Source organism: Aliirhizobium wenxiniae (genome assembly GCF_019511445.1).
Classification (GTDB): Bacteria; Pseudomonadota; Alphaproteobacteria; order Rhizobiales; family Rhizobiaceae; genus Neorhizobium; species Neorhizobium wenxiniae_A.
On the sequence record NZ_JAEUAN010000005.1, the window covers coordinates 247556 to 263185 of the forward strand.

Genomic DNA, 15630 nt, shown 5'->3' on the forward strand with positions numbered 1-15630 from the left:
GCAATGGTGAACGGAAAGCGACCATTCCGACATCACCGCGCGGCTTCCGAGCGCCCGTTAACCACGTTAATTAGTAGGCATTTAAGTTAACTTTTTTAGTTTCGCTTCTGAGTACCAGTTCGCTGGTGACTATGGCCTTAAAACCGCACCAGGTTTTATTTTCCGGGGAGCCCAAGCCATGAAGCTTGTCGTTCGTCGTCCGGTGTGCTTTCAAGGACGTGAAATTCTGGATCAAGCGGGGCAAGTCAGCGCTCGCACGATCCTGGCTTGGAGTATCGAGATTTGGTTCGAGTGACTGCGATCGTTCTTTGTGCTGCCCTGGCGGGATGTCAGGCGGTTCCGGGGGAAGGGCCTCTGGCCTCCGCGATTAACGAGGACGCTGGTCGGTCTCCGGCCGAGATCGGCCGTGTAAACGCCGCGGTTTTCGATATTGTCGACGTTGATAATCACACTGCAAGACTGGTGTCGGACTATGTTTCGACCGCACTGAAGCGCCGATTCGGCATTGGCGGCGGTGCAGGCAGGGCGGTGATCGGTATCGGTGACCAGTTGAAGGTCACGATCTTCGAAGCCGGTGCCGATGGCCTGTTCTCGACCACCGATAGCAAGCAGGCCGCGATTGATGTCGTCGTGCAACCGGACGGTACCGCTGCTATCCCTTATGTCGGTACCGTGCGATTCGCCGGTCGCACACTTGAGCAGGCCCGCCAGGAAATCCTGTCTTCTCTCAAGAGCAAGGCCGTCGAGCCGGATGTCATCATTGCCATGGGCGATACGCCGTCGCGCTCGGTCACCGTTGCCGGTGCTGTCAATAAATCGGCGCAGATCCCGCTCAACCTGAATGGCGAGCAGATTTCCGATGTCATCGCCAAGGCTGGTGGGCCGACCGCTCAGCCCTATGAGACCTATGTCACGCTCGTTCGCGGCAAGCGCACGGGTACGGCGCTGATGAAGTCGATCATCGAGAACCCGTCTGAAAACATTTATGTCCAGCCTGGCGACCAGATTTTCGTAACCCAGGATCCACGCACCTTCACGCTGCTTGGAGCCGTCAAGAGCAATTCGCGGATCGCATTCGGCGCCAACGATCTGAACCTTCTCGAAGCGGTTGCGCTCGGCCGAGGCGGCAATGACGAGGCCGTCAATGCGAAAGGCTTCTTCCTGTTCCGTTACGAGGATCCAGAAGTGGTCCTCGGGCTTCTGGGCCAGCGCCGGTTCGATGAACTCACGCGCAAGGGCATGCAGCCGGACAAGAATGGCCGCTATCCGATCGTCTACAGGTTCGACATGAGCCGGCCTGACAGCATGCTCGTCGGCCAGACCTTCCCCGTGAAAAGCCGTGACGTGATCTATGCATCGCGCCATCCGGCTGTCGACCTGACCAAGTTCCTGCGCGTCATTGGCACGCCTGTCGGGATCGCCGTTCAGGGCGCCGCGATTTCCAACAATCTGAGTGACTAACCGCAAGGCCGGGCGTATATGCACCTGCATCATTGATTGTAATAATCCTGGATTGTCATCTGGAAGTAGTGGTTCGTTCTGCTTTTCTCGTGACAACTAGGGGCAAGTATGTTGTTAAAGTCGATGTCGGCTTAAATCTGCATCAGCTACTATAGCTGTGATGAACATAAGAGTGACGATGACGATAGAAGTAATTGGCCGAGCCTGCGTTGCGCCCGGTGCCAGCTCCATTGAAGAGTTGCAGCACGTTCTTAGAACCGGTCGTTGCACCGTCACGCAAATCCCTGCTGACCGGTGGGAGTTGGCTCGTTTCTGGCACCCCACTCAAGGGACACCTGGAAAAACCTACACATTCGCGGCTGGCGTCATCGACGCGGTTTATGATTTCGATCCTGCAGTCTTCGGTCTGTCGCAGCGCGAGGCCATGCAGATGGACCCGCAGCAGCGCATATTGTTGACGCTGGTCTGGAAGGCTCTTGAGGATGCCAACCTGCCGGTAAGCTCGCTCGCCCGGGAGCGGGTCGGCGTCTATATCGGCGCCTCCAGCCTCGACAGCGGCAATCTGTCGGCAGAAGATCCGGCCTCCGGCAGCCCGTATTTCATGACGGGCAATACGCTTTCGATCGTCTCCAACCGTATCTCGCATGTTTTCGGTCTCAATGGTCCGAGCATGACGATCGATACGGCCTGTTCGTCCTCGCTAGTGGCGCTGGATCAGGCCGCTCGTGCACTGGAGCGCGGCGATGTCGACACGGCAATCGTCGGCGGTGTCAATCTTCTCGTCCACCCGCTGTCTTTCGTCGGTTTCGCCCAGGCGCGCATGTTGTCGCCGGAAGGCCTTTGCCGGGCTTATGACACCAATGGCCAGGGGTATGTCCGCGCGGAAGGTGGTGCGGTAATCGTCCTGCGTCGCAGCGATCTCGCGCGACAGAACCATGACCGCAGTTATGCCCGTATTCATGCGACCGGCGTCAATTCCTCCGGCCGCACCAACGGCATCAGCTTGCCATCGCGTGAGGCGCAGGCCGAGCTGCTGAGCTCCATCTATGACCGGCAGGGCATCGACGTGAACCGCGTCGCCTTCATCGAAGGCCATGGCACCGGTACCCGCGTCGGCGACCCTGCCGAAGTCTGGGCCATCGGTAAAGTCATCGGCCAGAAGCGCCGCGCGCCGCTGCCTATCGGCTCGATCAAGTCGAATATCGGTCACACGGAGCCGGTCTCCGGCCTTCTTGGCCTGTTCAAGGCCATGCTGGCGCTCGAGAACGACTACCTTCCGGCGACGCTGCATATCGAAACGGCGAACGAAGACATCGATTTCGATGCCCTCAATGTCAGGGTCAATACTGCAGCCGTCAAACTGCTTCCGGCCAAGGAAGCGCGGCTTGTCGGCATCAATTCCTTCGGCTTCGGCGGCACCAATGCGCATGTCGTCATAGGCGACCCCGAACCGGTCACACAGGCAGCTTCGCCCGCCAAGGGCGACAACTTGCTGTTCCTGGCCAGCGCCCATAGCGCCAGCGCACTGGAAAACCTGCTTAAGGATTATCGTGCCCGCCTGTCGGCCGCAGCGCCGGATAAAGCACGCCGCATCATTGCCGCCACGACAACGAACAGGGATGCTCTCAAATATCGGTTTGCCGTCGATGCACGCGGCGAACGCGGCGTCCTCGATGCCATCAAGACGCATCTTTCGGGTGAGGCGTCTGACGGCGAGCGCGGCGAAGCGCCGTCTTCGCTCGGCAAGATCGCCTTCGTCTTTTCCGGCAATGGTGCGCAATGGGCCGGAATGGGCGTCGAAGCCTATCGCGAGAACCCGCATTTCCGCCAGTATTTCCAATCCTTCAGCGCGCTGTTCGAGTATCATCTCGGCGAAAAGCTGACGGATCTCATCGTCGCAGACGATCTGGGAACACGGCTGGCCGACGCGACGATTGCCCAGCCGCTGCTGTTTGCCGTCCAGGCGTCGCTTTCGGATAGCCTGAGCGCTTATGGCATCAGGCCCGATGTCGTTTTCGGCCACTCGGTCGGTGAGATTGCTGCCGCCTATGCGTCGAAGGCGCTGACGGCTGCCGAAGCCGTTGCGATCGTTGCCAAGCGCTCGCATTCCCAGCATCTCTTCGCAGGGCAGGGCAAGATGGCCGCCGCCGTGATGGGCGAAGACGCTGCTGTTGCATTTGCAAAGGCGCATGGTCTGGATGGCATCCACGTTGCGGCGGTAAACGCACCGAACTCCGTGACGATTTCCGGACCGATCGCAGAAATCCAGGCCTTCCGCGATGCTGCCCGCAAGGCCCAGACGGTCGTCCATATCCTCGATATCAACTACCCGTTCCATCATCCGATCATCGACAGCGCTCGCGATGGCTTCCTCGCGGAATTGCCGGCGATCGAGCCGCAGGCTGCTGCCTGTACCTTCATTTCCACCGTCACCGGCGGGATCTATGACGGTCGTGGTCTCGATGCCGAATATTGGTGGCACAATGTGCGTGAGCCGGTTCTCTTCCGCTCTGCAACCGAAGCGGCCCTCGATCTCGGCTGCAATCTCTTCATCGAGATTTCTCCGCGCACGATCCTGTCGAACTACGTCTCGGAAATCGCCAAGAGCAAGGCCCAGCCGGCAACCGTGATCGGTTCGCTGCAGCGCGAGACACCCGTCGAAGGCCGTGATCCTATCGCCCGCTCGTTTGCGCGTGCTATTGCCCATGGCGCGATACCAGCACCATCCAGGCATTCAGGCACACGCAACCCGGTCGTCGACCTGCCGCCTTTGCCGTTCGAACCGAGCGCGCTCAAAGTGCCGGCAACCACCGACGAAATCGACATGTTCGGTCGGGATTTCAAGAACAGCTACACGCTTCTCGGCTGGCGAAACGATCCGAACGGGTCGCACTGGAAAAACCATGTCGATGCGCTGCTCTTCCCGGATCTGGCGGAGCATGTTGTCGATGGTCGCGCGATCTTGCCGGGAGCCGGGTTCCTGGAAATCGCGGTCACTGCCGCCCAGGCGCATTTCGGCACTGACGAGATCGAGATTTCCAACATGGAGATCGTCCGGCCGCTCGAATTGCGTCCTGATCGGATGCTTGAGCTTTCGACGCTGATTTCTCCGGAAACCGGCAATATCGAGATTCGTTCGCGCGAACGGCTCAGCAGTGACGACTGGACCGTTCACGCCGTCGGCCGTTGTCGACGCCCGGTGGATGAGGACAGCCACCGGTTCGATGTCACCGTATCCACAGAAGGCGGCGATAGCCTCTCGTCTGCCGAGGTTTATGAGATGGCGGAGCGTTTCGGCCTGCAATACGGACCGCGCTTCCAGCTCCTGTCCAAGGCGGTGCCTTATGGCGAGAATGTCGTTGAAGTCGAGTTGAAGGAAGCGGCGGCTCCCGCCCATCCCTATATCGGCTATAACCTCAACCCGTTCTCCGTCGATGCCGCCTTCCACGGGCTCGTCGCGATGTTCGATCGGCTTTCGGGAACTGAGGCCGGATCTCCCTACATCCCGGTTCGGTTCGGCTCCATCCGCGTCGCGGGCAGAGGTCGCGCAATCGCCAAGGCGCGGATCGAGATCGAGCGGTTCAGCAATTTCTCGATCAAGGTCAATTTCCGGCTTTTCGACGCGGATGGCGATCAGGTTGCGGTTCTTTCGGATTGCCGCTTCCGTCGCACGTCCCTGCGCCGTCATCACACGCTGGATACTGTTGCCTTCCATTTCGACGCCGTGCCGAGTGCGCTTTTGGCGGTGTCGGATGCGCCGGCATTCAACCTGCCGGCTCTGGCCGAGCTTGTATCGTCCGACGCCAAGGACAATGCATCGCTGATGATCGATGCGGCGGTCTATCGTGCAAGCCACGAGATTGCCCTGTCGCTCGCCGATGGCGATGGCAGGCTTTCGTCGGCATCCTTGCCCGGCGACCGGGATTTCCGCGCCTTCCTGACATCCTGCCTGTTCACCCTGGAAGATGCCGGCATCGCCGTGTCCTCTGATGACGGCTGGAATATCCCGCAAGACTTCTCGTTCCCGGGTGTCGATGAACTGATCCAGGAAATCTACCGCGAAGACTCGTCACGCATCGCTGAAGCAGTGCTGGTCAATGACGTCTATCGCGATGCGCTCGAACATCTCATGCTCGCAGGAAAGCCCGCCGACGAGGCTGAAAGCGAACACACGAGCAATATCAGCGAAGCAACGCTCGACCACGTTCTGGTCCATTCGCCGCTCGGTCTTCGCCGCGCCGCAAGCGGTTTTGATCTGACGGAACGCTTCTGCCGCGAAAATTCTGGAAAAATCCGTTTCATCGTCGAGCTGGGCACGACAAGCCAGTCGGTCAGCACCCGGCTTGCCGGTCTCTCCGCATCGATCGGCGCAACGCTTGTGATTGCCGAGCCGAACGAAAATGCACGACGCATGCTGGAACTGGCGTTCGAGCAGAATGTCCATGTCTCGGTCATAGAGCCCAAGGCTCTTGCCGGCCTCAAGCATGTGGACCTGATCGTTGCAGGCGGCCTGTCCAGCCAGTCAATGCTGACCGGTGACGAGGATGTGCGCCAGGCGCTGCGTTCGGCCGCGGCATCGGGTGCTGCGATCACTTTTGGCGATCGTGCTCCCTCGGCATTCAACGATTTTGCTTTCGGTCTGTCGGAGGGATGGTTCGCGGCAAGCCAGTCTGCCGAATTCCCGGTCGGCCGGTTGGCGACCGCGGCTCAGGTGGAAACTCTGCTGTCCGATCTCGGTTTCGACGTTGCATCCGTCAACGACATGCAGGTGGAAGAGGGCGCGCTCGTCGTCGCCATCGCCCATTCGCGCGTGAAATCCGAGACTGTGGCTGCCGAAACGGGCAGGGGCAGGCTTATCATTGTTGCCGAACAGGCATCCGAACAGATGCTCGCTCCGTCCTTTGTCGATGCTGCGATCGTTCAGGCTGCCGAGTCGGAACGCGCTCTGGAACTGGTGCCGGAAGGCAGTCAGTCTCCGATCTGCATGGCCTATCTCGCCGATCGCGGTGCCGGTCAGGCCGTTTCGGCTCTTGAGATTTCAAGACTGTCGCGCTTCAAGGCGCTGGCCGAGGGAATGACCCGCCAGGCAGGCGGTTCCGCGGTCAGGCCACGCCTCATCGTGCTTGCGCCGGGCGGATCTCCGCTTGCCGGTGAAAACAGCGATGCGGCCAATGGCGGTCTGTGGACTTTCGCCCGCGTTCTGCAGAACGAATATGACGCCATCGACATTCACATGATCGATGCCGAAGGCAAGCAGGCGATTGCCCTCATCGATCGGATTGCAACGGTCGAAAGCGCCAATCGCGAATGGCTTGCCGGTGAACACGGTCTCGTTGAAATCCGTGCGGCTTCCGGTCCGTCCGCAGGCCGCGATACGACCACCGCTGATTTCGAGGCCGCGACGATCCACCAGCGGACCAGCGGTCGCGTCGACAGCATCGTCTGGGAAAGCTGCGTGCTTCGCGAGCCGGGTGATGGCGAGGTCATCATCGCGGTCGAAGCTGCAGGTCTGAATTTCCGCGACGTCATGTGGTCGATGGGGCTTTTGCCCGAAGAAGCACTGGAAGACGGTTTCGCCGGCGCAACCATTGGCATGGAAATGGCCGGGCGCGTCGAGCGCGTCGGTTCTTCCGTCACGGATCTCAAGCCAGGCGATCGCGTCATGGGCATCGGCCCGGCCGCCTTCTCCACCCATGTTCGTGTCCGCCGTGACGGTGTGACGAAATTCCCCGATCGGCTTGATTATTCAGCCGCGGCCACGGTGCCGGTCGCCTTCCTGACGGCCTATTACGCCATGGTCCAGCTTGGCCATATCGAAGAGGGCGAAACGATCCTCATTCATGGCGCCGCAGGCGGCGTCGGTCTTGCAGCACTGCAGATCGCCAAGCTGAAGGGCGCAAAGGTCATCGCCACGGCGGGTACGGTCGAAAAACGCCGCTTCCTCGAAACGCTCGGCGCCGACCATATCTTCGACAGCCGCTCGCTGGATTTCGTCTCGCGCGTTCGTGCGGTCACGAATGGCGAGGGTGTCGATCTCGTCCTCAACTCGCTCTTCTCCGAAGCGATGGAGCGAAGCCTCGAACTGGTAAAACCCTTCGGCCGCTTCCTCGAACTCGGCAAGCGCGACTATTATTCCGACCGCAAGATCGGCCTGCGGCCGTTCCGTCGCAATATCAGCTATTTCGGCATCGATGCCGACCAGTTGCTGGTCAACCAGCCGAAGATCACCAAGCGGATTTTTGCCGAGATAGGCGAACTATTCGAGCGCGGCGATCTGGTGCCTCTGCCTTATCGCGCCTTCGGCTATGACGAGATCGGCAGCGCGTTCCGCCTGATGCAGAATGCCGGCCAGATCGGCAAGATCGTTATCCGCCCGCCGGTCCGCGGCAGGGATCAGGTGATGATTGCCACCGACCGGACTGTACGTTTCAGCGATGACGGAACCTTCCTCGTTGCCGGTGGCATCGGCGGTTTCGGTCTCGTTGCCGCCGACTGGCTGGTCGCCAAGGGCGCGCGCCGGATCGCTTTGTGCTCTCGCCGCGGGGTCGCGGATGAAGCGACGATCAAGGCTCTGGAAAAATGGGCTGCTCTCGGCGTCGTTGCCACGCTTCATGCCTGCGACATCACCAATGAACAGGCTTTGTCCGCTCTTCTGACGGAGTTGCGTTCTGCGGCTCCGATCAAGGGCATCATCCACGCCGCCATGGTGCTGGACGACGCTCTCCTGTCGAACCTGACCGATGACCGCAACCGTCCGGTCGTGGACGTCAAGGTTCGCGGCGCGGAGCTGCTCGACAAGCTGACCCGTGACGACGCTCTGGAACTGTTCCTGCTCTTCTCGTCCGCCACCACCATGCTCGGCAATCCCGGACAGGCGAACTATGTTATCGCCAACGGCTATCTCGAAGGGCTTGCCCGCGCCCGTCGCGCTGCCGGCCGCCCGGCTCTGGCCGTCGGTTTCGGCGCAATTGCCGATACCGGCTTTCTGGCACGCAATGCCGAGGTCAACGAGATCCTGTCGAAGAGGATCGGCAAGACCGCAATGAAGGCGCGTGATGCGCTGGAACAGGTCGAAAATTATCTTGCGAGCGAGACCGGCAGTATCGATGGTGCAGCCGTGATGATCGCAGAAGTCGACTGGAACGCCGTGCGCATGCTGCCGATCTCGACAGCCAGCCTGTTCGAGACCGCCATGCGGGCCGCCGGCAATGCGCAATCGTCTGGCGATGGCGATCAGATCGATCTCGAAGCGTTGATCGAAGGCAAGTCCGCCGATGAAGCGCAGGCGATCCTGCACAAGATTGTCGCGGCCGAAATCGCCGCCATCCTGCGCGTCACCGAAGATAGCATCACGCCGGAAAAGGTCCTCAAGGATGTCGGCCTCGACAGCCTGATGGCGATGGAACTCGGCATGAGCTTCCAGCAGAAGACCGGATTTGATATTCCCTTGAGTGGTGTAGGCGAGGACACGACGGTGAGTGACGTGGTCACGCGCCTGCGTGAGAGAGTTTCGAAACGCAGTGGCGGGGAGGAGGAGACCCCGCAGCAGGACGAGGTGCTCGACCGTCTGGTCAAGAGCCACTCGACCCAAAGCCAGAAAGCAGCTTCTCAGTGACCAAGAAAGACAAGCCGGAAACGACCGCGTCTCCAACCGGAGGCGCCAAGCTTGGTTTTCTGGAAAAGATGCGACAGACCAGCGAAGCTTCCGGCCGCAATCGCGAAGCGCGCTTGAACCGCCAGCCGCAGGTTTCTGTTCGCCAGAGCCCGAAATTCGATCAGCTTCCCGAATATCAGCGTGTATTGACGCAGCGGAAGGTGGGCGAGGTGATCGGGGTGGATAATCCGTTCTATCGCTCGCACGATGTTGCGGCAGGCGCCACCACGGTTATGGACGGCCGGGACTTCGCCAACTTTGCATCCTACGACTATCTCGGAACGAACACGGATCCGAAGGTCACGAGCCGTGCCAAGGAGGCGATCGATCGATATGGAATTTCCGCTTCCGCCAGCCGTCTGGTTGCCGGTGAGCGTCCCGTCCATACCGAACTCGAAGCGTTGCTTGCCGAGGTCTATGGCGTAGAGGCAGCCGTCTGCTTCGTCAGCGGTTATCTCACCAATGTTGCGGCCATCAGCTGTCTCGTCGGCCCGCAGGACCTCGTCATCCACGACGAATTCATCCACAACAGTGCACTTGCGGGCATCAAGCAGTCGGGCGCAACGCGGCGGCTGTTCCGCCACAACGATGTCGACAATCTCGAAACAGTGCTGAAGACGCTCGCATCGGAATTCCGGCGTGTCCTCGTTATCGTCGAGGGCGTCTATTCCATGGATGGAGATATTGCCGATCTGCCGCGGCTCTTGGAACTGCGCAACCGCTACGGTTTTTGGTTGATGGTCGATGAGGCCCATGCGCTTGGCGTTCTCGGCAAGACGGGCAGGGGCACGTTCGAGCATTTCGATATCGATCCGCAGGACGTCGATATCTGGATGGGAACCCTGTCCAAGACGACGTCGAGCTGCGGCGGTTATATTGCCGGATCCCAGGCGCTTGCCGATATCCTGAAAGCCGAGGCCGGTGGCTTCGTCTATAGCGTCGGACTGGCGCCGGTTCTGGCCGCAGCCGCAAAGGCCGGTCTCGAGATCCTGCGCAGCGAACCGGAACGGACCGAAAAGCTTCACCGCAACGGCGCATTGTTTCTGGAAGAGGCCAGAAAGGCCGGGCTCGACACGGGCCTGAGCGTCGGGTTTTCCGTCGTCCCGGTTCTGGTTGGCGATTCGCTTCGGGCTGTGCAGCTATCGAACGAGCTTCTGGAAGATGGCGTCAATGCACTGCCCATCATCCACCCGGCGGTGCCGGAAGGGCAGGCGCGGCTGCGCTTCTTCATCACCTGCAATCACACGGAAGAGCAGATCCGCCATGCCGTCGAAGCGACTTCGCGTCGCCTGAAAAGCCTGGAAGAGCGCAAGTTCGGCCTGGCCTCGCTTGATATGGAAAAGATGATGCTGCTTTCTCCGCTGCTTCAATCGCCCAACAGCTGATTTCGGGAGCGCGGCCATGCATGTCGTCGTAACCGGGGGATCGAGCGGCATAGGCCTTGAAGTTGCAAAGATCTATGCGCGCCGCGGCGCTTCGGTCTCGTTGATTGCCCGCAATGCAGACCGTCTGGAAACGGCCCGCAAAGAGATTGAACAGCATTCCGCAGGCGCAACCAAGGTCTTTGTCGTCTCCGCTGATGCTGCCGTCGGCATCGAAATTTCAGCCGCGATAAAGTCTTGCGAAGCGGCTCACGGACCATGCGATATCCTCGTCGCATCCGCTGGCCTCGTCGAGCCGGGCTGGTTTCATGAGCAGACGACGGAAGCTTTCGAAGCCCAGTGGCGGACCAATTTCACCGGTGTGGTCAATACGGTGCGGGATGTCTATGCGACTATGAGAGCGCGCGGGGAGGGGCGTATCATGATCGTCTCCTCGGCTGCCGCCTTCATCGGAATTCCCGCCTATGCCGCTTATTGTGGCTCGAAATCCGCATTGGTCGGTTTCGCTGACGCCCTGCGCCTGGAGGCCATGTCGAAGGGCGTGCGAGTGGGGGGAGCAGGGGGCGTGACCGTCGGCATCTGCTTTCCGCCCGATACCGACACGCCCCAGCTTGCCCGAGAGCTTCAAAGCCGGCCGCGAGAAGCCGAAATTCTGATGGGTCGTATCAAGCCGAGACGGCCGGAAGAGATTGCAGCCAGGCTTGTGGCCGGCATCGATCGCCGCAGCGCTCATGTCTATTTCACAGGCTCGATTGCGGCGCTCGCCCTGTTCGGCCCTCTGGTCCGGCCGTTCATCGAAATCTGGTATCGGCTAAAATTAAGCAGATAGGTGCAGGCTCGGCCGCTCTCAGACAAAGGCCTTGTGGCTGCCGTCGATTTTCAGCACGGTCAGTTTGCCGCTGTAATAGGCGCCCGTGTCGATCCCGATACGTCCCAGGCTGATATCCGGCGTCGGCTGCGGGGTATGACCATGGACGACCAGCAATGGTTGACCGGGACCTTGGCTGAGAAACGGCTCGCGGATCCACATCAGGTCTTCATCCGTCTGATTGTCCAATGCCACCCTTGGGCGCAAGCCCGCATGAACGAACACGATATTGCCGATCTTCAGGTAGATCGGAAGATTGGCAAGAAACTGTTGGTGGCTTGTCGGAACGGCCTTGCCAAGCGCCTGCCTGAGATCGTTCAGCCTGCCATTTTTCGCAGCGGTCAGCTGATTGATATCCATGCCGTAGGAAATCAGCGTCTGCTCGCCGCCAAGGCGAAGCCAGTCGGAGTATTTTTCCGGTTCGTCGATGAACTTGCTGAAAATGTCGTCGTGATTGCCGCAGAGCGCCACTCTTCGCAAACCCAGTTCACTTGGCTTCTGCAGATGCTCTATAACCTGATAGGAGCTTGGGCCGCGGTCCACATAGTCGCCAAGCAGGACGATCATTCCAGGACGCCCTGTCATTGCCATATCGGCGGCAATGCGGGCTTCCGCTTGCTGCAGTTCGTTCAAGCAGCCATGCACATCGCCGATCGCATAGATAGGGTAGCTGGCAGGTTTGTCTCCCAGATCTATCCGGCGTCGGGAAGGCAGAGAAGGCTGGCCCTTTGGGCGACCTTTCATCCAGCCGATGAGTTTACGCATTGATGCCGCCAATCGTAGACAGGCTAAATATGGACAAGAACATCCCATCGACAATGGGAACCCGTCCCTAAAGGAGGGTTAACATATTGCCGATATTCGCAAATTTGCCGATCTTCAATCACTTCCTGCAGGCAGGGTTAAGAGACGGGGGAGCCTTGCCGTCCTTGCGTCCTGTGCAGATCCACCAACCTGTCGCTCCATGGACAAGGCAATAGGGGGATCCACCAGTGTTCTTGATGTCCTGTCTGACCCAATGAAATTGTATCGTCCCGGGTTGCCGATCTCCTGCCGGAACGTCAGGCTTTGATACCCTGCGAAGAAATAGAAGTCTGCCTGGGTCGTCAGCAGCTTGGTCAAGGCTTCGGATAATGCCGGATCGCGCGGCATCGAAGCGGCCGAACGGAAGAAGGCGAGAGCCTGTGCTGCGAGGTCACCGTCCAGCCTGCCGCCTGCGAGATTGAATTTCACGCGAATGCTGTCAGCAGGCTCATGCAGGGCGCCGCGTGCCTGCAGAAAGAGCGAGGCCGAATGGTTCGCGCCGAACCCATCCCGCAACATGGAACACTCCCAGCCGCGTTGCTGCGATTCCGAAAAGGCAGGCAATTCCTGCGCACCTGTGGCCTGCCTGCTGCACATGTCTGCCGGCGTGGGGATCGGTTCGATAAGGTCGGGTGTCATGGCGAAATCGGGCCACGGCCAACGATGAACGGGTTTGGGCACTTGACTGATTTCACGTTCTGGCGGGGCAGGGGCCGGACTAACGACAGCCTCAGGAAGTGGAATACCGATAACGCGTGCAAATGCCTTGAAGTTGCGCTGTTCATTCGCCAGCAGAACCGTAGCGGCAACGGCGGCTATGACGGCGAGCATAAACAGGAGCAGCGGCCAGCGTCTTGCCGGTCGCGGTGGTGAGGCAGCCTTATGTGAGCGCGGTCGAGGTGCCATCGGATCCATGGCTCGGAGTGGACAGAAAGCTTCGGATCCGACGTGGCGGCAGGTCCCGCCACGAAAATCTCCTCACCATTTTTATATCACCTAATTTCGGGAAGTTCAAAGCGCGCCGCAGGTTCATGCGGATATCCCGCGAAACGTAAAACCACGACGGTCGATATGTTTTTGTTATCGATATGATCTTTAAATCCAACTTAAAACTATCAACAAATCCAGTTATTTGATTTGCCCATGAGAGGATCTGCACCAGCTTAACCTCACGAAACCCAATCAGGGAAGCTTATGGGAAACCTGTCAGGTCCCGGCTTCCGTCATCGATAACAACGACTGGAAGGAGATAGTCATGGATGCCAAGTCTAGCGAGAACAGCGGTAAGTGTCCTGTCGCCCACGGCAACACGCCGCGCGGACGGTCCAACCGCGACTGGTGGCCGAACCACCTGAATGTTCAGATCCTTCACACCCACTCTTCGCTTGCCGATCCGATGGGCAAGTCCTTCGATTATGCCGAGGAGTTCAAGGCGCTTGATCTTCAGGCGCTGAAGCAGGACCTCCATGCGCTGATGACCGACAGCCAGGATTGGTGGCCGGCCGATTTCGGCCATTACGGCGGTCTCTTCATCCGCATGGCCTGGCACTCGGCCGGCACCTACCGCATCACCGACGGCCGCGGCGGTGCCGGCATGGGCCAGCAGCGTTTTGCCCCGCTCAACAGCTGGCCCGACAACGTCAACCTCGACAAGGCGCGCCGCCTCCTCTGGCCGATCAAGCAGAAATACGGCAACAAGATTTCCTGGGCCGACCTGATGATCCTGACCGGCAATGTCGCTCTCGAATCGATGGGCTTCAAGACCTTCGGTTTTGCCGGAGGCCGTGCTGATGTATGGGAGCCGGAAGAGCTGTACTGGGGACCGGAAGGCACCTGGCTGGGCGACGAGCGCTACAGCGGCGAACGTGAGTTGGCCGAGCCACTCGGCGCCGTGCAGATGGGCCTCATCTACGTCAATCCGGAAGGCCCGAACGGCAATCCCGATCCTCTCGCCTCTGCCCGCGATATCCGTGATACCTTCGCCCGCATGGCGATGAATGACGAAGAAACCGTCGCGCTGATTGCCGGCGGCCACACTTTCGGCAAGACCCATGGTGCCGGCGACGCGTCCTTTGTCGGCATCGATCCGGAAGGCGGCGAGTTGGAAGCGCAAGGCCTCGGCTGGTCGAGCAAGTTCAATACCGGCGTTGGTACCGACGCGATCGGCAGCGGCCTCGAAGTAACCTGGTCGCAGACGCCGACCCAGTGGAGCAACTACTTCTTCGAAAACCTCTTCGGTTTCGAATGGGAGCTGACCAAGAGCCCGGCCGGTGCGCATCAGTGGGTGGCCAAGGATGCGGACGCCTCCGTGCCGGATGCTTTCGACGGCGCAAAGAAGCATCGCCCGACCATGCTGACCTCCGACCTCGCGCTGCGCTTCGACCCGATCTATGAAAAGATCTCGCGCCGTTTCCTGGAAAACCCGGCCGAGTTCGCCGACGCCTTCGCCCGCGCCTGGTTCAAGCTCACGCATCGCGATATGGGGCCGAAGGTCCGGTATCTCGGTCCGGAAGTGCCGGCCGAAGACCTGATCTGGCAGGATGTCATTCCGGCCGTCGACCACCCGCTGGTCGATGATGCGGATATTGCGGCACTCAAGGAAAAGGTACTGGCGACCGGACTTTCGGTCCAGGAACTCGTCTCGACCGCCTGGGCCTCGGCTTCGAGCTTCCGCGGTTCGGACAAGCGCGGCGGTGCCAACGGCGCCCGTATCCGTCTGGAGCCGCAGAAAAACTGGGAAGCCAACCAGCCGGAACAGCTCGCCAAGGTGCTCGGTGCGCTGGAAAACATCCAGCAGGGCTTCAACGCAGCCAACACGGCCGGCAAGAAGATTTCGCTGGCCGACCTGATCGTGCTGGCAGGCGCTGCCGGCGTGGAAAAGGCTGCGAAGGCCGCAGGCCACAGTATCGTCGTTCCGGTCACGCCGGGCCGCGCCGATGCTTCACAGGAACAGACCGATACGGCCTCTTTCGCTGCTCTCGAGCCGCGAGCCGATGCCTTCAGAAACTACGTCAACGCCAAGCGTCATCAGTTCCTCAAAGCCGAGGAAGCCCTGGTGGATCGCGCGCAATTGCTGACGCTCACCGCACCGCAGATGACGGTGCTGCTTGCTGGTCTACGCGTATTGAAGGCTGGTGCGCCTGAGCATGGTGTCTTCACCGACAAGCCGGAGACCCTGACGAACGACTTCTTCGTCAACCTGCTGGATATGGGAACGGTCTGGTCGCCGAAGGCAGGCGAGACCGGCGTCTACGAAGGGCGTGATCGCCATTCGAATGACCTGAAGTGGACCGGCACGCGCGTCGACCTGATCTTCGGTTCGCACTCGCAGCTTCGGGCGATCGCGGAAGTTTATGCCCAGTCCGACGCGAAGGAAAAGTTTGTCAGGGACTTTGTCAGCGCATGGGTCAAGGTCATGAACGCGGATCGTTTCGATCTGGCGTGATTGACTATGTATTCCG

7 protein-coding genes are annotated in these 15630 nt (G+C 60.0%); 5 read left to right on the forward strand and 2 right to left on the reverse strand.

Going from position 1 to position 15630, the window contains the following annotated elements; genetic code table 11:
- Nucleotides 1-282: 282 nt before the first annotated feature.
- The 4 genes from JNB91_RS08800 (at nucleotide 283) to JNB91_RS08815 (ending at nucleotide 11326) form a co-directional block, all read left to right on the forward strand.
- Complete coding sequence (locus JNB91_RS08800; protein ID WP_220325126.1) at nucleotides 283-1461, forward strand: polysaccharide biosynthesis/export family protein; 1179 nt, start codon at nucleotides 283-285, stop codon at nucleotides 1459-1461.
- A gap of 178 nt (nucleotides 1462-1639) precedes the next feature.
- Nucleotides 1640-9076: a type I polyketide synthase gene (locus JNB91_RS08805; RefSeq protein ID WP_220325127.1), complete on the forward strand. Its 7437-nt coding sequence runs from the start codon at nucleotides 1640-1642 to the stop codon at nucleotides 9074-9076.
- On the forward strand, nucleotides 9073-10500 hold the full coding sequence (locus tag JNB91_RS08810; protein ID WP_430736259.1) for an aminotransferase class I/II-fold pyridoxal phosphate-dependent enzyme: 1428 nt from the start codon (nucleotides 9073-9075) through the stop codon (nucleotides 10498-10500). Before JNB91_RS08805 ends, JNB91_RS08810 begins: the two co-directional genes overlap by 4 nt.
- Before the next feature lie 16 nt (nucleotides 10501-10516).
- On the forward strand, nucleotides 10517-11326 hold the full coding sequence (locus JNB91_RS08815) for an SDR family NAD(P)-dependent oxidoreductase (protein WP_220325128.1): 810 nt from the start codon (nucleotides 10517-10519) through the stop codon (nucleotides 11324-11326).
- A gap of 18 nt (nucleotides 11327-11344) precedes the next feature.
- Here JNB91_RS08815 and JNB91_RS08820 read toward each other — a convergent pair whose 3' ends face one another.
- Together JNB91_RS08820 and JNB91_RS08825 are read right to left on the reverse strand one after the other, a co-directional pair.
- Entirely contained in the window at nucleotides 11345-12130 is a 786-nt protein-coding gene (locus JNB91_RS08820; protein WP_220325129.1) for a metallophosphoesterase, read from the reverse strand.
- Between the two features lie 114 nt (nucleotides 12131-12244).
- Nucleotides 12245-13000 (reverse strand): DUF6030 family protein, encoded by a 756-nt coding sequence (locus JNB91_RS08825; protein WP_220325130.1) that lies wholly within the window; start codon nucleotides 12998-13000, stop codon nucleotides 12245-12247.
- 424 nt (nucleotides 13001-13424) lie between these two features.
- On the opposite strand from JNB91_RS08825, the gene katG reads away from it, so the two are divergent.
- Complete coding sequence (katG, locus tag JNB91_RS08830) at nucleotides 13425-15614, forward strand: catalase/peroxidase HPI (RefSeq protein WP_220325131.1); 2190 nt, start codon at nucleotides 13425-13427, stop codon at nucleotides 15612-15614.
- Nucleotides 15615-15630 lie beyond the last annotated feature (16 nt).